The sequence below is a fragment of the Chryseobacterium daeguense DSM 19388 genome (assembly GCF_000430825.1).
In the GTDB taxonomy this organism is placed as follows: Bacteria; Bacteroidota; Bacteroidia; order Flavobacteriales; family Weeksellaceae; genus Chryseobacterium; species Chryseobacterium daeguense.
On record NZ_AUMT01000013.1, the window covers coordinates 61,995 to 79,881 of the forward strand.

At 35.7% G+C, this 17,887-nt stretch carries 19 protein-coding genes; all 19 read right to left on the reverse strand.

The features are described from left to right. Positions 1-29: 29 nt before the first annotated feature. Positions 30-290, reverse strand: coding sequence for a helix-turn-helix domain-containing protein (locus tag H560_RS0115445; RefSeq protein WP_139326097.1), 261 nt, complete (start codon positions 288-290; stop codon positions 30-32). Beyond that, positions 265-903, reverse strand: a complete 639-nt coding sequence (locus H560_RS0115450) for a hypothetical protein (RefSeq protein WP_027380866.1) — start codon at positions 901-903, stop codon at positions 265-267. Before H560_RS0115450 ends, H560_RS0115445 begins: the two co-directional genes overlap by 26 nt. After that, a complete protein-coding gene (locus H560_RS0115455; protein ID WP_027380867.1) occupies positions 900-5,765 on the reverse strand; it encodes a phage tail tape measure protein in 4,866 nt (1,621 codons plus the stop codon). The genes H560_RS0115450 and H560_RS0115455 overlap by 4 nt, the downstream gene beginning before the upstream one ends. Positions 5,766-5,799: 34 nt before the next feature. Then, on the reverse strand, positions 5,800-8,154 hold the full coding sequence (locus tag H560_RS0115460; protein ID WP_027380868.1) for a hypothetical protein: 2,355 nt from the start codon (positions 8,152-8,154) through the stop codon (positions 5,800-5,802). Then, positions 8,154-8,741 (reverse strand): hypothetical protein, encoded by a 588-nt coding sequence (locus H560_RS0115465; protein WP_027380869.1) that lies wholly within the window; start codon positions 8,739-8,741, stop codon positions 8,154-8,156. The genes H560_RS0115460 and H560_RS0115465 overlap by 1 nt, the downstream gene beginning before the upstream one ends. An 11-nt stretch (positions 8,742-8,752) precedes the next feature. Beyond that, positions 8,753-10,165, reverse strand: coding sequence for a hypothetical protein (locus H560_RS0115470; RefSeq protein WP_027380870.1), 1,413 nt, complete (start codon positions 10,163-10,165; stop codon positions 8,753-8,755). Then, entirely contained in the window at positions 10,165-10,665 is a 501-nt protein-coding gene (locus tag H560_RS0115475; RefSeq protein WP_027380871.1) for a hypothetical protein, read from the reverse strand. The genes H560_RS0115470 and H560_RS0115475 overlap by 1 nt, the downstream gene beginning before the upstream one ends. Then, positions 10,643-10,930 (reverse strand): hypothetical protein, encoded by a 288-nt coding sequence (locus H560_RS0115480; RefSeq protein ID WP_027380872.1) that lies wholly within the window; start codon positions 10,928-10,930, stop codon positions 10,643-10,645. Before H560_RS0115480 ends, H560_RS0115475 begins: the two co-directional genes overlap by 23 nt. A 4-nt stretch (positions 10,931-10,934) precedes the next feature. Beyond that, on the reverse strand, positions 10,935-11,513 hold the full coding sequence (locus tag H560_RS0115485) for a hypothetical protein (RefSeq protein ID WP_027380873.1): 579 nt from the start codon (positions 11,511-11,513) through the stop codon (positions 10,935-10,937). Positions 11,514-11,681: 168 nt separating this feature from the next. After that, positions 11,682-11,939 (reverse strand): hypothetical protein, encoded by a 258-nt coding sequence (locus H560_RS0115495; protein ID WP_027380875.1) that lies wholly within the window; start codon positions 11,937-11,939, stop codon positions 11,682-11,684. After that, positions 11,933-12,238, reverse strand: a complete 306-nt coding sequence (locus tag H560_RS0115500) for a hypothetical protein (protein ID WP_027380876.1) — start codon at positions 12,236-12,238, stop codon at positions 11,933-11,935. Before H560_RS0115500 ends, H560_RS0115495 begins: the two co-directional genes overlap by 7 nt. A 350-nt stretch (positions 12,239-12,588) precedes the next feature. Then, the gene (locus H560_RS23005) at positions 12,589-12,759 is read right to left on the reverse strand and encodes a hypothetical protein (RefSeq protein WP_155845029.1); all 171 of its coding nucleotides are present in this window, start codon (positions 12,757-12,759) and stop codon (positions 12,589-12,591) included. Continuing rightward, positions 12,756-13,481, reverse strand: a complete 726-nt coding sequence (locus H560_RS0115515; RefSeq protein ID WP_027380878.1) for a hypothetical protein — start codon at positions 13,479-13,481, stop codon at positions 12,756-12,758. Before H560_RS0115515 ends, H560_RS23005 begins: the two co-directional genes overlap by 4 nt. Then, a complete protein-coding gene (locus H560_RS0115520; RefSeq protein ID WP_027380879.1) occupies positions 13,481-14,092 on the reverse strand; it encodes a hypothetical protein in 612 nt (203 codons plus the stop codon). Before H560_RS0115520 ends, H560_RS0115515 begins: the two co-directional genes overlap by 1 nt. Positions 14,093-14,172: 80 nt before the next feature. Then, on the reverse strand, positions 14,173-15,759 hold the full coding sequence (locus H560_RS22510) for a terminase large subunit domain-containing protein (protein ID WP_051289356.1): 1,587 nt from the start codon (positions 15,757-15,759) through the stop codon (positions 14,173-14,175). A gap of 2 nt (positions 15,760-15,761) precedes the next feature. Continuing rightward, complete coding sequence (locus H560_RS0115530; protein ID WP_027380880.1) at positions 15,762-16,175, reverse strand: hypothetical protein; 414 nt, start codon at positions 16,173-16,175, stop codon at positions 15,762-15,764. Between the two features lie 9 nt (positions 16,176-16,184). Then, a complete protein-coding gene (locus tag H560_RS0115535; RefSeq protein WP_162143864.1) occupies positions 16,185-16,370 on the reverse strand; it encodes a hypothetical protein in 186 nt (61 codons plus the stop codon). Positions 16,371-16,396: 26 nt separating this feature from the next. Next, entirely contained in the window at positions 16,397-17,287 is an 891-nt protein-coding gene (locus H560_RS0115540) for a GREB1-related protein (RefSeq protein ID WP_027380882.1), read from the reverse strand. After that, positions 17,277-17,885, reverse strand: a complete 609-nt coding sequence (locus H560_RS21805) for a ParB N-terminal domain-containing protein (protein ID WP_051289357.1) — start codon at positions 17,883-17,885, stop codon at positions 17,277-17,279. The genes H560_RS0115540 and H560_RS21805 overlap by 11 nt, the downstream gene beginning before the upstream one ends. Positions 17,886-17,887: the final 2 nt, after the last annotated feature.

A 17,887-nucleotide genomic window follows, 5' to 3' on the forward strand; every position in this document is an offset into this window, starting at 1 on the left:
AGCGTTCAGCTCCGGAACCAATCTGATTTTTATGATTTTGTTTTTTCCTCTGTGGATTCTTTATCGGATTTTGAGAAACAACGATCAGTAATTCCCTTCACGGTATTTCTGGAAATATTGAGTTTTTGAGAAATTTGTCCTAAAGAAAGCCCTTTATTTCTTTCGATACATACTTTAAGCTGGGTTTCATTTACTCCAGCATACATACAAAACTGTTGAAAATCAGCTATGGCCATTTCCAAAGCTGTATTTTTGTCTTCAGGATTAAGCATTGATTTTTGATTTGTCATTTTGTTTAGCAAAATAGTTCTCAGAATTTATATTTAAAACTGCATCACCGCTAAGAACAGAATTTATAAAAGATTCAGGTTGCAAATCAGCATTTGTTACTGAATAACCCAAACCGTTTAAAAATATTGTTGATCTTTCGTTCCCTGTAATTGTAATCTGAGACTGATCTCTGGCGGTAATATATCCGTAAGAATACGAATTTGTTGTGAGTAATACAACTGATCTTTCAAAAGATTCTATCTCTGCCATTGAATTGTCATTAAGTTCAATATTTAGTCTTGCAGCATCACAAATTACTTTGCATCTTTTGTTTCCGGTTTGAGTTAAATTAAGTGTACCGTTTGATAAAATTATTATATCAGTTGATGAATCTCTGATAGTAACTTCTCTGTCGTAAAAGCCCTCATTTTCTAATTCTTCAACCGGAAAATATTGAAGCATTTCACGAAAGCCATTTTTAAAAATCCATTTAAAATTACCTTCAGACTTTACAATCCTTAGAATATCCCCATAACTTTCGGCTTTAACATACAGATGGAAAAGCTGATTGATCTCAGCCTTTCTCTGTTTGTCTAATATTAAAAATTTTAATTCTTCGAATGTCAGTGTCATAATGTTGCTATTTCTGATTGTTTTCTTTTTTCATTTTGGTAATTGGTCACGTCGTTAGGATTCAACACCGTTTTTCGATTAACCTCTTTGTTTAAAGATTCAGCAGTACTGCTGAGCATTTTCTCAACCCGATCCATTCTCTCATTAACTTCTGTCATATTTACAGATGATGAAACAATCTGATCAGTATAACTGCTAAATACTGGAGGTTGAGTTCTATTCCAGTTAAATACACCTCCGGATTCATACTTTTTAATTGTAGCACCTCCATACCAGTCAACACCGCCTCCGAGAGCGTTTATTTTACTGGCTATCTGTGAAGGATTTCCTGTCACGGTGTAAGTATTTTTATCCTTCATAGAATTAGCATTAATAATACCTTCGTTTCCTTCCATTTCTGCAACTTTTTCACCAGTTACCGGATTATATACAGGCATTCCTCCGTTTGAATGAGACGGACCTCTTAAATTTCCGCCTTTTCCTAAAAATTGACCACCTCTTTTATATTGTGCGCTGTCAATCCCTTTAATTGTAGATGCATACTGCACACCTGCCAAAATCGTTAGTACCCCTCCCATAATAGCTCCTGCAATCGGTCCTAACTGCCAAACAGTTGACCAAATATTTGCGAGTTGCATAAGAAAAGCAATTTTTGCTTCGGCTTTTTTAGATTTTTTAAGTTTTTCTCCAGCTTCTTTATCGGCTTTTTTCTTTTTCTCAGCTGCTTGTTTTTCGATACTTTCACGTTCGGCGGATGATTGTGCAAATCTTAATAACTGCTGTTTTTCAAGATCAATCCTATCATAAGCTAACTGTTTACTTTGCTCAATTCTTGCTCTTTCTGCATCGAAATAACTATTCATTGCTAAAGTAGCAGTATCAAAAGCCTGTGCTATGACAAAACCCAGTTGTTCAGAGTAATCCTTACCACCAAATAAACCATCACCATCCTTTCCAAGTACAATTTGTCCGGTACTCTTATTTTTCAATGAATTAGTAATGCTCGAAGCAAGTCCTGAAGCTCCAGAACCTGGAAGGCCACTATTTGGAAGAGTAGCATTTGTTATCCTCAAATTTTGCTCAGCTTGAGCTTTATCAGCCTCTAATTGTGATCTTTGCAAAAGTAATTTATTATACTCTCGCATTTCATCATTTGTTAGTTTTCGTGTATTAAGCTCTAATTCATAGGTTGCTATTCTTGCATTTGTATTTCCGAGTTCTGTATTGATGTTTTGTAATTCAAGTTGTTCAGAAATTTTTTGAAGTTCAATTTTTTTCTTCTCCAGAGAAATTGATTTGTCATTTAAAATATTTTTCCTTTGAATTGCAGCATTAATTGAATTTTGATTGTTTAGATTCTGACTGGTTTGATCAATAACAGTAAAAGTAATTTGTACAGAACGAATTCTCGTCTGCAGATTATTCTGATTTTCTTCCTGAACCTTCTTATTTAACTGACGATACATTTCATCAAGCTCAGAAAGTGACATTTTAGAATATTCCTCATTAAGATCAAGCATTTTCTGATTATAAGCAATCTGAGCGTCTGTACTTTCCTGATAATAGGTTTTCTCAGCATCCAGTTTTTCCATTTCAGTGGAGTATGGATTTTTCTGTACTTGCTCAAGTTTGTCCTTGGCAGTTTGTTCTGCAACTTTTAGCTCATCATCATTCCTTTTCTTGAAAATATTGAATAATTTATCATTAGAGTCTCTTTCGGCTTTTACTTTATCTAACGTAGCCTGTGCAACCTGTTTTCTTTCCTCAGCATTACCACCTTTCAGATAAGCAATTTTTTTGTCGTAATAGTTTGAATTGATCTTGAGACTACCTTTGATATATTCCTCTTCCGAAATTAGACCTTTAAGGAAACTTTTCTCCAGGATCGCCAGCTGTTGATTTCTTGTAGCTTCTAAATCTTTGAGATAATCTTTCTGATATCCGTTAAGTTTGGATCCGGTATATTTTTTCTCTTTCTTTTCTTCATCATCATCAGTTGTACCCCCAAAAACATTTTTAATATTTCCTTTTTTCAGGTTATCTACAACTTTTCCAGTAAGAACATTAATTTCTTTCTGAAGTTCAATTCTTTCTTTCAGACGATTGTTAAATTTAGTCTCGTCGTCTCCTTCACCCATACCAAGCAATCCGCCAACCTCTTTCAAATCTTGTTTCCAAGCTTGAGCATTAAATATCTCTCCTTTGGTACGTTTTCTTTCAAGAGCTTTTCCTGCATCATCGGCAGCTTGCATTTCAAGTTCGAATAATCTTTTAGATTTTTCCTCTAATAATTGTTGAGCAGCTTTTGCTTTGGCGACCTCAATAATTTTATTTTTATATGCTTCGAGAATCTTAACACCTTCAGCTGTTTTAATATTTTCTAAAGTAAGGGCACTAAGATATTTAGGGTTAATATTAATTAATTCCTGAAGGGCTTTTTTACGGGTATCTAAGGAAATACTGTTGTCTTTTACTACCTTGGTAAGTGTATCAACTTTTGCAATTGTATCAGACGTTGCTTCGGAAGCTCGTTTCGTGATCTCTGCATTAAGTTTCATTTCAGTGGCTGTTTGTTTTACAGCAGCACCTTGTTTCTTAATACTGTTTGCAGCAGTTTCGCTTCTCTCTGACAATAAAACAAGACCTGCTCCAATTGCAACTATTCCTGCCAAAATAAATCCTACTGGTGTTAAGGCTAAAGTAATATTAAGCGAGATCCAAGCAGCTCTAATTCCGGGAATAATACTTCCGAAAAATAACATTGTAGCATTAAGAATTGTCCATGCAGCATTGGCAATTCCTAATGCAATAGCCTGTGCTCTCAAAATAATGTTTCCAACTGCGATTAAAGCGTTACCAATAGCCTGTCTCGCAATAAAAATCGTTTGCTGATAAATATTTACCGCCAGAGCTTTGATATTTTCCCAGTATGCCAAAGTTAAAAATGTAAGCATTGCAATCCACCAGCCGAAAGGAATTTTCGCCACTGCCTGACCTATAAATAATATGGCTGTTGCAAACGCGCTAAACGCTTTTAATAATCTCTGATTATTGGCAAGATCTGCGAAACGCTTTTTAATCATATCCATAGAAGCTGCAAAATTTTGATTTTTTTTCTCAAATGCTTCTGTGATATCGCTTGTATCTTCGTATGCTTCTCCCGCACTTTTTATGGTAGCTCTGAAAGTTTCTGCATTTTTACCTAAAACTCCAAGAGCGCTAACAATACCAGCTCCGCCTTTTTTAGCCAATTCCGAATCACCTAAAGATTGGATAAGCTCTTCAATGCTTCCTTTATTTTTTGCAATTCCTTCTGCAACTTTGATAAGTGCTTCAGCAGGATTATTGTTGATAAGTGCTGAAAATTCTTTTCTGCTCATTCCTGCAATCTTTGCAAATTTTTCAGTATCGCTCGCTAATTTAGGAATGATACGAACCAATGCCGTAGATGAGGTTTCCGCGCTTTGTCCGAATTGCTCAAATCCGGAAGCTAAACCTAAAACGGCAGGAAGAGAAATTTCGGAAATACCCTTCAAACCGGCCATTCTTTTTGAGAAATCATTCAAGAATGGAACGGAAGCTACCGATTCATTTGCCAGAACCCTGATAGCATTACCCATTTTCAATAATTTCTCTTCGGTGACATTACCTTCTCCCTCGAATACGTTAATTAATTTTACAAGGCTTTCTGTGCCCTCTTCAACGTCTCCGAAATCTTTTCCGAATGCTGTTTTAATCTGATCAACGGCTTTAACAACTCCTACAAGGTCTGATTCTTCGACACCAGCTTTCACAGCGATATTCGCCATGTTTACAAGCTCTACGAGAGGTGTTCTTGTATTGATCTGGGCCAACTGATCCACCAATTTCTGTGCACCTCCGGCAGCTTTACCGAGTTCTATCTCTAAATTCGTAACCTGATCTGATAATTCGGCAGTATTGGTTACAAGTTCTTGTGTCTTTGCAAATGCAGCCTGAAAAGATAGATAGGTTACAGCAACCGAAGAAATCTGATTTTTAAGACTATTAAAATGATTGTTTAGGTTAGTGATAGATTTACCTCCGGTATTTCCTAAACCTCGTAATTCATTTTGAACACGTTGTATTTCCTGTCTAAATTTCTCAGCTGCTTGACGGTTTTCAATTATTTGTCTTTCAACAGTATCTAAATCAGTTACTCCTGCTTCTCTCAACTGATCTAATCTACTTTTTAGAACAATAAGTTCTGCATCCAACTGTTTTGCTGAATTTTTAGCCTGATTAATCTGTCCGGCAATCACTTGCCCAAATCCCGAATTTTTTAGATTTTGTATAGCTGCTGAATCAAGGTTTGAGAGATTGGTCGTTTTAGGATAATTACCCACATTTCGACTGAATACACCAACCCCGGCATCAATTGCTTTTAGTCTGTTATAATAAGTCAAGGCTTCTGCCGATGCTCTTTTAAATTGCTCACTTTCTATACCTTTAGCAGCTCCAATGTCCATTGCTCTTTGTTTAGCAACCTTATATTCATTGTTTAGCTCTTTATATGCACCCACAGATGAATGAAGTTCGCTACTAAGTTTTGCAGTTTCATTTCTCTCATTGATTCGAGCGGTCTGTAAGGCGACGGATGCTGCCTGAGCTTCTTTTTTCGCGATAGTTTCTTTTATTAGAGCTTTCTCGACCTCTAATAATGCCTGTTTTTCCTTTTGTAATTCCGCATCATTGACAATTTTAGTATTTCCGGCAATACTTTTTAATGATTGAAATTTTGCTTTTGCAGTATCAAATGCTGCATTAACAACCTGCATTTTTTTCAGGAGATCTTTTTCACCCTGAAGCTGGATATCATATATTTTATTAATTTTCTGTGCCATTGGTATTCTATTAGAAAACTTTATATTTAAAAACTTAACGCGGTATATCAGTATAAAGACACATTAAGCGATTATACTGTGTATCAAAAACTTTATCGATTACTGTATTATCTGCATTACTGATAGGCTCAGTTAATACAATTACAGCATTGGTAAGAATGCTTTGCTCACTTGGATATGTGTTTAAACTCTCTCTTTCGGTAATAGGAACCCATTTTCTCAAAATACAGGGCGTTGATTCGCCTTTTAAGGATTTATACCCATCGATTTTAATTAACTCGAATTTTTCACCATTTATGACGATTCTTTCCTGGTGAAACCAATTTGAAATATCCTTATTATTGAGCATAAAATTTGTATTCAGCCAACGTCCGTCATTCATGATTGCTAATCTTTGCCAGAAAAATCTTTTTATTAGACCTCTACCCACTACATAGTTTCCTGAGTTTCCGATTTTTTCATCACTATAAGAAAGAATTGGATCATTCTGGCCCCCTTCTTTGTAATTGACTGCAAACAAATAGGGAAAATCATTGTATGATGTTATTTGCCCGTTTTGATCTTTCATTCTCCAACCACCTACACCTGAAACTCTACCTTTGTAATATGCAGACTTTGGAGAGAAAGTGTTTTGAGATTCTGAGCTGGAGGTGTTTGAGATATTCTCCGGAACTAAACAGATCATTTGCGGAGCTTCTCCGGTGACATCTGCAAATTCGTCTACGTTATAATGCATCGTAGGAGAGTAGAACCGATTTTCAAACTCTTTTTTTTCTGCCTTGAATCTTTCTGAGAAGATATATTTTCCACTGGCCAAGGTGATTTTATATCTATCCTGAACGATTTTTAACGCTCCATCATTTGAATCATCCTTAAATTTAAAAACAAATTCTCTGGCATTTCCATCATACATTTCAATATAACTTTCTTTGGAAATATCTTCTTTCAACGTCCAGTCTAAAACATTTCCGTTAAAATATCCTTTGTTTTTCAATGATAAATTGTGACCGGTAGCATATTCGTGAGTTGGCTCAATCAAAACTACTTTATTAACTGGATCGGTCTGAAAAGAAAGATTGAATAAATCAACTTCGCCTCTCAGAAAATCCAAAAATTTGAATTTCTGAAGTGGCAAATAGGAATCGAAAGATACTTGACCTCCGATTGGTATTTTAAAATAATCAATTTGATGTTGTTCTACTCTCAAATAACATCTTGCTACAGTTGCTGTTTTACTTTCATAAACTCTTAACTTAACTTTACAGCTTATTTCATCATTTGGATTAACCAAAGTAGAAAAGAAAATGGTTACCATATCACTTCCTTCGGTTGAGCCAAATGTCGGAGCTTGGTGGTCGAATATTTGGTTTTGTTGCATCTGAATACCGTTTTTATACCAAAATACATTCAGCTCTACAATCGAGGAAAGATCAATTTTATAATCATAATAGAGCATGTGAGAAAATGTTACTTCCAACGGTCCATAATGTGGAGTGTTGTATTTCCACTTCATTTCTTTATTTTGATAGGTATAGTCACCGTTTGGAACAGTGTTATTATTATCAAAACAAGGAGGTGTCGGAGTATCAAGAACATTCAGGTCTACAAAATCATCAATATCCTCAAATCTTCTATCAACATCACTTTTTGCCAGAAATCGGTGAATATCGTATTTTGTTCCTTCGGATGATAGAAAGTTTCCAAAAGTCCATGGCATAACTTGTCTTCTATAAAATTGAGAATCCAGAAAACTACTTTGTACTTTATACCCGAACATCTGAAATGCCCAGTAAAGTGTAAAGAATTTAGATATCGCAGGTCTGAAATTCTTAATATGATAATTTTTATCATCACCAGCATCCAGATCAAGAGGATCAGCATATTTTACTGGAGCAAATACAAAAGGCATATTCTCGTTGGTTCCGTCAAAGCCCCAAGAATTAATGATCGTATTTTTATCAAAGGTTAACTCAATTCTTTTTAAAACCTCAAACAGTGTAAGCTCTTTCATTTCAATGATCCAGTCGCCATTATTACCGAACGCATTCAACTCAAAAGATGTAGGCACTCCAGATTTACGATATGCTTTTTTAGGAATTGCTTTTCCTATGAAAATTTCTTCTCCGTTAGTCTGAGCTACAAATTTTCTGATCCCTCTGAAAAATTGACTTTGTGTAGTGTCTTCAACTGAGGTATTATTTAAAGTATTTAGTTGCTTTTGATTGTGTAAAGTAGCAGGAATTTTGATCCCGATTGCTTCGCTTCCTTTTTTACTCTGAAAATTCTCCACGTCTTCCAGAGAATAATCAAAGGAAATAGGGAAATCGGAATTAGCATCGATATCCAATTCTACATTATCCAGCAATATTTTTAAATTGTTCTGAGACATTATCTTAAATTTGTGTTACTGTTTGCCATTGAGAATTTTATTTTCACTAAATATTCAAAAGCATCGACATCCTTTGTTGGCAATTTTGTATCTAAAATTGTGATCGGGATAAATTCTTTTTGCACCGGATCTTGGAATCCATTTGGCAAATACGTTTCAATCCAGGCTAAAGGAGTATCGGTTAATTCTTTGATCCAGTACTGATCCTTTTCACCATAACACTTGGTCTCAACTTCGTATGTCTCATTGGATTCAATATTTTTCCTGTAAATACCGCCTTTAGTTCTGTCAAGCGGGAACTTCTGAGACTTTTCCCATGTATCAGATTTTGTTTCGCTTTCTTCAGTATTGAGAAGAAAATTTATTGAATCAATATTTCCACAGCTGTTAAGAAAATGAATTCTGATCTTATCATCACCGCAGCAACATCCAACTTTATTGTTTCTGGTGGTAGCAATGATGTTATCGTTAGCATCCTTTACATAAACACTCCATTCCACAACTTCGGAGAAATCTACCAGAGGAAAATAATCTTTAATGTTCGGAATTCCTTCAGGGATATATAATATTTTGTTTGTATTAGCCATCTTTCTAAATTTTATTGAAACCAATTCGTTACTAAAGCGTAGTTTAATCCTTGAGCGACGGTGAAATTGAATGTTCTCATTGTTCCATTGTTAGGTCCGATCTGCTGACTGTTAAGCATCACAATATTTTGAGCAGTTGGCGGCGTAGCATTTATAATTCCTGTATCTCCAGTAGTACTATATGTCTGCATAACACCAATTGTTAGGTTTGTTCCGTTTTGGATAACCGTAGTGAATTCAACATTGTCTCCGGCATTGATTGGAATTTTATCCCAGTTTTCTATTGGATCTATATAAGTAAATCCTGAAGGATCATTAGCTGTTGTATCAATAATTGTAACGCCGTTAATTACTATTTTAAATTTTACCTGAGTTGTATATAGGTGATTGTCTCCGATAGTTGCATTCTTCCAGAAAATATGCTTATCTCCGCCTTGATTGCTCACAATACCAATATCACTAATACCTGGAAGGTTCAAAATATCACCCATATCACAGCTGCCGACAAATCCAAATCTAAAATTGTACTTTCCTAATGGAACGGTTACAGATCTTGTAGGTGTGTAGCTTCCGGAATCTGTCTGCCAGATTGATTGCCCAACTTCCTGATAATATATATCAAGTGATGATATCATCGACATATCGGCAGGATTTAGCCAGTTAAATGTAAAGGTTTGAGTTCCGTTACTGTTATCTACAACTGAGTAAGAAATGTTAGTAATTAAAGGACATATATGATTTAAAACAGAACATAGTTCGATTTCCTCACCAAAGAAAGTTTTTAATTTTATACAGAGTTTGTTCGCTGTCTTATCTGTTAGAATAGGGAAGTGCGAGCTATCTTTTTTACACATTTTAAAATCTTCCGGTCTTTTGGTAAGTGGGAAAGTATTCTCATCCCATGAACCGGTTTTGTAGCTATTGAGAAGTGTTTTAAAATCTTGATTTTCCTCATGCTGTATAACTGCATAAAGAACAAAAAGCGAGTTTGATTGAGTACCAGCTCCTGGAACTGGAGCACTCGATGAGGTTCCCTGAACCGGAGCGGTTTGTTCAGAGACATTAAAACCATTTGCATCTAAGTAGGCATTACGGAATTTCACAAAGACAGTTTTCAGGTTGTCTGTATGATCTTCAATCTGGTTTCCATCCATTGTTGGTAAAGAATAGCTCATAACCTCCTGAACAGCATCCTGAATGTCGAACTCATATTCCGGAGCAATTCCATCATCGCTTATAAATGCAGTTCTGTTAAGAGTTTTATAATAAGTTCCATTCAAATAAATATCACAATAAACTACCGTCGGAGCGTAGTTATCTGGAGTAGGATTCGGAATTTTAGCCTTACATCTAAACACAATCGGTCTAAATGCAGCATTTAAAGAATTAAATTGTGGCTGATATGTAATTTCTGTAATTGGCATTATATTCTTTCTGATTTTTGTTTCTCAAATTCGGTATTGAAGATTTCATCCATCCCTGAAAACAAGATACTATCCACTTCTTTTTCTACTTTGCCTGAAGCTATTTCGACAAACTTTTGTCTTTCTCCTGTTTTTGAATATTGTTTTGATCCTCCGGTGCTCATTCCTTCTTTCTTTTGAACATTGGCAGTTGCAAATGCAGCTCTCTCGGCTTCCTGTTCTGATAATCCCCTCAATCTGAAGAAAGTTTTAAGCCCTTCGATATATTTACTGGTTCCACCGCCACTACCTCTTTTGTATGGGATTCTACTTGCTTTAGTTCCAGCATTCAAAATAAATCCATGATCGGCCATTTCTCCCTCGACACGATCTCCCAAGACTTTTCCTTGGATTGACTTTTCTGTCGCTCCAGTTAATGAGTGGCCTTGACTTTTAAATTCATCAATAACAGCATCGTCTATGGCTTTACTCGCACGTCTAAGGATTGTCGGGGTTCTCATTTAAAGATTTCAATGTTTGATAGTCTCTTTCTAATTCAATAAGTTTAGGCTTTAAGGCTCTGAAACTTTGTAAAATATTGTTGAGACAGATCGGACAGTTTGTATATTCTTTGTCTGGCTCAACGTAAGCGTACCAAATTTTAGATAAAACCTGCATGTGTTTATCAAACTGATTCGCCTGTGCATTCGCAATCGGATCGGCTTCGATTAAAAGCCTTTCACTTCTAATTTTATCAGGTATTTTTGATGCTGAACTAAAACTCATGTTTTTAATGTTTGTGTTGAGGGTGAATATTATTCAGGCTTAGCAGATCCTTTAAATCTGAAATGCTGTACTCTGAATTTTCGCATTTTGTGTTGTTTAGAATCGTAAAATCAAAAGAGAGAACTACTCCAGATAATTTGGCAGTCCCCATCTCGCTAAAACGCTCAATATAATTTCCATCTTTAGTAAGGTTAAATGGTTTTGGATTTGTTTTCCCCAGATCAGAAACAACTTGAAAGAAGTTCACGGCACATTCTCTCATATCTTTCCAATCATAAATGATAGGGTGACCGCTTGTATTATTACTTTTGATGTCTTTTATTCCTAAGCTGCCATTGCCTGTCTGTACACAGAAAATGAACTTTAATTTATACTGAATGATGTTATCTCGCAGAACTTCTACCGGAGGAAATAAAGCAACTAAAGGGTATTTTTTAGGCTTTACAACGTTTATGATTGTTTCTCCTGCCTGTTCAAAATTAAGATCAGCACCATAGCCTGGAACAATGGAAAAATTGCCATCAATAATTGATGATTTACTCAAAATATTTTGAAAGGTCATGTAAATATTTAATTCATTCATAGTCTTCTGATCTTAATTCGTTTTTCATACTTGTTAAATGCCAATGACCACACTTTTTACAGTAATATGATCGCTTTGGAATATTATTTCTATGGCTAAGCCTTTTAATCTGATTTTTAGCTGTATTTGCAAGTTTTTGAGACTTGTAGCCGGTCTTTCCATTACATTTTACTTCTCCCATAAGTTTTCCGGACATTTTTCAGATTCAACGAGAGTTTTTTCCTGTATCGGACAGCCACACAAATCACATGCTTTTGTCTTTTCCTGATGTTCTCCATCTTCTCTAATCTTTAAAAAGGATTTTTCAACGGCATACGGACAAACAATGCACACTTTCAATCTTTCTTCAGATAATTTTTTAATCCTCTCCGGAGCATATACCTGAGAGCGGAACCAACCAGTTGCTATGTGTAAAGGATTTACCATTTTCTTTTTGCTTTATATCTTCTATCATAAGGATTTACAGAGTTTTTTGAAGGAATAATTCTGAAATTCTTATATGATGGAATTTGTTCTAATCCACGTAAGTGCTCTCCAAGTTTTTTAATGTCTTCAGCACTATTCTTCATCTCTTTAGCAATACTTTCAATCATGGATTTGGCATATTCGAAGCTTATATTACATTCTAATTGAAGGATGTAAATTGCTTCATTAATCTTTTCTTTTTCTTCGTTGGTGAATGAACATTCAACCTCAGATAAACCGTATATTTCTTTGCAACTCATAACAAAAATTTATCTATTAAAATTCCTACTCCTATACAGACAATCCCAAAAAGGATGATTGCTATACACCCGATGCCGATTTGTGTTTCATTCACCTGTCGTGGTTGTGATTCACCTTGCTTAACTTTTTTTGGTTTCTGTGGCTTTGGAGGTGGTGGTGGGTAATTTCCATACTGGCTCATATATTTATTTTTAAATTATTTTTTTGAAAAAACCCGACCGACAAAACGCCAGTCGGGAAATTAACACTATATAAAAACTAAGTTGCTTTGTTATGCTTGATGAAATTATGAGTGAGGATCACAGACACAATTCCAAATAAAAATTCTAAGATCATTGTTTCAGTATTTTTATGTTAATGATTCGTAGTACTGCATTAGAGTTTCATCAAAATCTTTTTTCTCACTCGCCCAGACCAGAATATTATAAGCGCTTGTTTCTTTGATATTATCCAGGTTGCTTTTTCCGTTTTGGATATGGAAAGGAGTTCCATTCTCAGCAACATAGATTAAGAAACTCATCCATCCCCATTTTTCAAAGTGTCCTGCGAGATTCGGTCCCTTACTCTTTCGAGACTTTCCAAATACGGAGAAAGTTTTAGAAAGGAATTCATCGAACTGGTCAAAAAAAAAGCGACGTGCAAAGCGCAGTCCATTGGAAGTTTACTCATAAGCTCTAATCTTTCAGAGCCTTCACTCATCCATTTCTCGTCGAACTTCTCAACATTACCATCCGCATCGATCTTTCTAAAATAAATTACAGCTAACCTTTGTAGTGCATCCCAATAACCAGAAGCAAAGTTTTTGATCTCAGTAACGATCTGTTTGCCGAGAATAACCTCGTTAAATGTAATACTGCTGTCGTATGTTAAATCAGGCGCTTGAATTACCCAAAGATCATCCTCGAAATAATATTTTTCCTGGAGTTCTATTTCGTCCTCTTTTAAAAAAATAGGAGCTAAACATGCTTCATAGATTGAAAGAACCTTATCAAGCCTTGTATTTCTTATTTGATCCAAAGGAATTCCGGAGAAGAAACTCACGGATTTACAAGCTAAATCAATCCTGTATTCCAATATTCTCATTTCGTCGTTCTCAGCATCTGGATCGGGATTCAAAACATCTTTAAATGATTCATTCAATTCTTTTCCGAAAGTCAATTCAAAATCCTGTCTCTGCTTTAATGTGATTTGAGACAGAGATTCAGGAATCCAACATTTTTTACCGTCGTGAAAGAAATCCATTATTGTTGATCTTCAGTATTAACATCTTCATTTATTTCTTTTTGAAGATCTATGCTTTTATCAGTCTCAGGATTTAATGCATTTTGCAATTTGTTGAGGTTAGTCAATTCTTTTTGTCTGTTTGCTTCAACCTCGTTTTTATCCTTGATAGCTTTTTTAATGGATTTTACAAACGTTTGGGTGATATTCTGTGATGCAGGATTCTCAACAGTAATTCCAGCTAATTTTGCCACGCCTAAAACGTCTAATTTTGGAACTGATTCTACAATCTCCTTATCCTCTCTATCTAAAAATCCATCATATAAAATCTGAATTCTTTCCATGAATAAATCTTTTTCAGATTTGGAAACCTCAACCACAGCTGGGAGATCTTGCTTTTCAATATCCTGAACATCTAAGCCGAAGAAATTAGAAAGTTGTTTTGATTCCTTCTTTTCTTCCGATGCAGCAACATTAAAACCGTTGGCGTGGTTTATTCCTCTGATAAGTAATCCCATTGTGTTCTCTACTCTGATAGAAAGCATTGGCGTGTCTTTCAATAATTCCGCAGTTTCTTCCTTAGCTTGGGTAAGGATATGAATTGCAGCTAAAATTTTATCCTCTTGTGACATAATAAATTGATTTAGTTTGTTTTAAATATTTCTAAAGCGTAAAGTTAGTGAAAAAAGTATTCTATTAGAAAACATTTTGATTAGAAATTTAGATACGATGAATAATAATCATTATCATCAGAGTAATCATCGTAATTTCCACCGTTTGAAACTGAAAGACCGCCTGTGGAGGTTTTGTTCACTTCATATTCAAAAAACTCCCTCATCATAAATGCATCCAAAACATCGGGAGATTGACCACTCAGATAGTTTTTCATTTCCTCTTTCTTAATCACGCATAGCTTTCCATCCTTATCGACCTTATCTCTTTTGATAGCTTTTCTTTCGTAGAGCATTCGTTCCTTTAAAGTCATTTTCTCATCATACTTTTTATTTGCTACGTGCGGAGGGATGTAATATTCGCCTCGATTAACAGCTTCTCCAGATTTATAGAAACACTGAGATTTTAAGTGATTGTAGTTTTCAATGATTCCAGTTTCATTATTTGGGAGAGGTCTTGCTCCATTATTAAATTCTTTAGCTCCTTCAATAAATCCATCAACGAACTGACCGACACCGTCATTATCGAAAACCATATTTGAATTTGGGACAGAGTAGGCGAATAGATTCGACTTTAATAAATCAATGACCTGATTTCCTTTTGATTTTTCCATTACATGAAAGTCAATCATAATTTTACCCGACCAAACATAAATAATGAATTTATCAGAGCCTTTCATGGCTATATCGGTTGTTAAATATTTTTCACCTTCCGGAACAAAAGAGTTTGTAAATATATCGTTGAATTTATGGAAGTCATAAATATCATTTCCTTTAAGAGAAATTTTCCAGTTACCACCAAGTAAACGGAGTTTTTCTTCCTGACTTTGTGCGTTGAGGTTTCCTAAATATCCAGGATTGATTTTTAAAAGTTCTTTGTTCTCATAAATGGAACCGCCGATAAATGTAAAAGACTTGATGAAGTCAGCTGGAGAAACCAAGCCTCCGGACTTCTCAATCTCGCTATCAAGAAATTCCTTGCACTTATGGTAAACCTCATCAAAGGAATCACCCCAAACAATGTTATCATTTTCATTTGTGAAGTATCTTACAACTCCTTGACGTTCTGGAATAGGATAACCGTAATTTGGTGAGTTTGGATCTTGGTCGATATACCATTCAATGAAATCTGCAACCCAACTGTCCGGATCCGGATTGCAGGTAGCTCTTATGTATGGTTTGATCCCACACGTAGAACGGTTACGAGAAAGCATATACAGGAACATCGATTTACTAAAGTGAGTAAGCTCATCAAACATAATCAAAGGAATCTCCGCACCCTGCCAGTCGAATTTATTTTCTTCGTACTGCATGTGTGAGAATTTCAGTTTTGTTCCGGCTTCAAACTTCCATTCTAAAATAGAGTTTCGAGATTCCGCACCGCTTACCTTTCTGTAAAGTTTTTCCGAAGCATCCCACAAACCTCCCTCCGCACGGATCATTGGAGAGGTTCTACGGAAACAAACCGCCCCGAATCCCTTAACATGAATGTGTCTTAACGGTTCGAGTAGGAGAGAGAATGTCTTACCAGCACCCGCAGCACCTCCACCGATAACGATGTCCGCAGATGAAGAAAGGGCTTTCATTTGATAGCCCTCCTGTGGTTTTATGACATTTATAGTTGACAAATTTAATCTCTGTTGTTATTCGGTAACTCAAAAACTGTAACCTGATTCTTTATTTCAATTGGGTTATCTTCCTGACCACCGTGATTATGTTTCTGAGGTACTTTTCCCTCTGTTCTGTCGAGGAACGTGGTTATTGCCTTGTTATCCCCCTGAATTGCATTTTTAGTGATCGTAATGGCTATAAGCTGATTTATTGACGCTTTACTTTTGATTGAGCCTTTCTGTACTTTCTTCTTTCCATCTTTAACGAGTGTGATCTCAAATTCAACCTCATTGCTATCTCCGTACTCCTTTAGGAAGTCTGAAACATTCTTAGGCTTTCTGCCATTATTTTCGGGTTGGTTTTCTTTAGAGAATCTATTCCCTTCAGTATTCCCTTTGACAAATTGTCCGTTGTTATTCCGTTGTTTTTCCATCGGTATAAATTATTCATCGGTCATTCCTTCGATTAAATCAATAATGTCTTCCCACGCTTCGATCTGGGCTTTCACCTCAACATATTCCTGTTTGTGTCTTGAAGTTGCTGTTCCACCATCGATAAGAACTTCCAGATCTTTCTTTTTTTCTTTGGCTCTTTTCACCTTGCTTTTTAAAACTTTTTGTAAGTCCATGAGTTTTTTATTTTCGGGTTTCATACCTAAGATTTTTTATCTAAGGTAGTAATATTTTTAATCTCCATTCCATAGTTATTGATACCTGTGGGAATCTCTATGGGCTTTTTAATGAATTTATTTCGCTTAAAAGGTGTATAATCAACATGATGATGTACACGCTTGAATTTATAGACTATTTTAGCGTATTGAGGGTAGACATCAACGAGCATTTTAGATTTCGGATATGTTCCCTCTTTCGCATAGAATTCACCTGTGTTTCCACCTTTCAAAACTTGTGTTCTCAGCTTCTCTTGTAAGAAAGCATAAAATTGCACAGTACAAAGTCCGGCAGTGAGAATATCAAGTGATAAAATTGTGTCTTCATTATAACGCCCTCTCCACCTGAAGGGGATATCGTTTCTGATCAGGTTACAACTATAAATTCTTGTATTGGCTATGAAGGGAGGTGTCTTTTGCTTGGAACATGCAAACATGAAATAATTCGGACCAGCCATCACAACGTTTTCGTATCTCATGCAAAAATCTTCCATTGCTGCGAAGATCGCTCCGGTTTCAACTCTGATCTGTTTGTTTCGGTTCCAACGGTAGAAGCTCTGAATATTATCATCCATTACCCAATGCCAGGCAAAACCGTTTTTGATTGAGTGATCCCAAACAAAGTTTCTTGCTGGTCCCGGACCTTTACTTTTTGTACTTCCAAGATCGTCGAGGGTTTGGTAATTGTCCTGAAAGGTTTTATCTAAGATAAGAATTGTAACGTACGGATTTCCTTTTGTATGTTTTCTATACAGCTCGTATTCCTGTTCCTCTACAACGATATAATGATCTACCTTCATTCGGGAAAGTGATTCACTTGTTAATCGTATCTCGTAACGACCTTTTGAAACAATGTAAATAGGAAATTTATTCTTCATCTTTGTATCTCAAATCTTTTACGATTTCCGGTTTCTTTTCTGGGAACCAAATCGATTTTGTATCTCTCGTCATTTTAATGCCTATCAGCTTTGCAAATGCGAATCTGTCTTCGTCATTCTCAAAAGAAACAATCACTCTGTTTTTTGCCAATAAATCCTCCTGTTCAAACTCCGGCATATCAGTCCACTCAGCTGTAGGATCATTTTCTCCAATTCCTTTTGGTATAAGATCAACCTTATCAAATCCGATATCCTCAAGGAAGTCAATCTCAAAATCATCTGAAAGAAGTTCAAAGTCAAATTCGGACTTATCCGTAGCAAGATTATCTACAATGGCTAATTGTTTTCTTGCATCGTCCTCAGTGGCTAAATCCGTCCTTTTAACAGCTATCAAAGTCTTTCCGTCTGTCTCAATAACTTTTATCGGAATTCCGAGCTTTTCTGCCTGAGTAAATGTCTCATTTCCGGCAATAATCTCATCTTCATTATCGAGAAGGATAGAACGACCTGCACCCAATTCCATGAGAGATTTTTTTATCAGCTCCTGATTTTCTTCTGAGTGCTTACGGTAATTTCGTTTGTCTTTCTTAATTCCCATTT